This window comes from Variovorax paradoxus (assembly GCF_000834655.1).
Classification (GTDB): Bacteria; Pseudomonadota; Gammaproteobacteria; order Burkholderiales; family Burkholderiaceae_C; genus Variovorax; species Variovorax paradoxus_F.
Genome location: NZ_JXQQ01000120.1, coordinates 1 through 212, shown reverse-complemented (window position 1 = coordinate 212; position 212 = coordinate 1). Strand labels below are relative to the sequence as shown.

At 59.9% G+C, this 212-nt stretch carries 1 protein-coding gene; it reads left to right on the top strand.

The annotated features are described in order from the left end of the window. Nucleotides 1–212 (top strand): hypothetical protein (locus RT97_RS33570; protein WP_042582581.1); only part of this gene is annotated, 212 nt, incomplete at both ends.

Genomic DNA, 212 nt, shown 5'->3' with positions numbered 1-212 from the left:
TCATGCTCTCGCCTGTATGGCAGCGCAAGCTGGGCAAGTCCGAACAGCAAATCCGCGCCGAATTGGATGATCCACGCATCAAGGTCACTGCAGTGCCGTACCCGCAGGACAAACTCAACCCTGATGGCGCCAACGGCCTTTGGATCGAATTGGGCGACCTGAGTCTGTATCCGGTCGAGGACGGCGTGCCCGACGTGCTCGCCAAAGCCAAC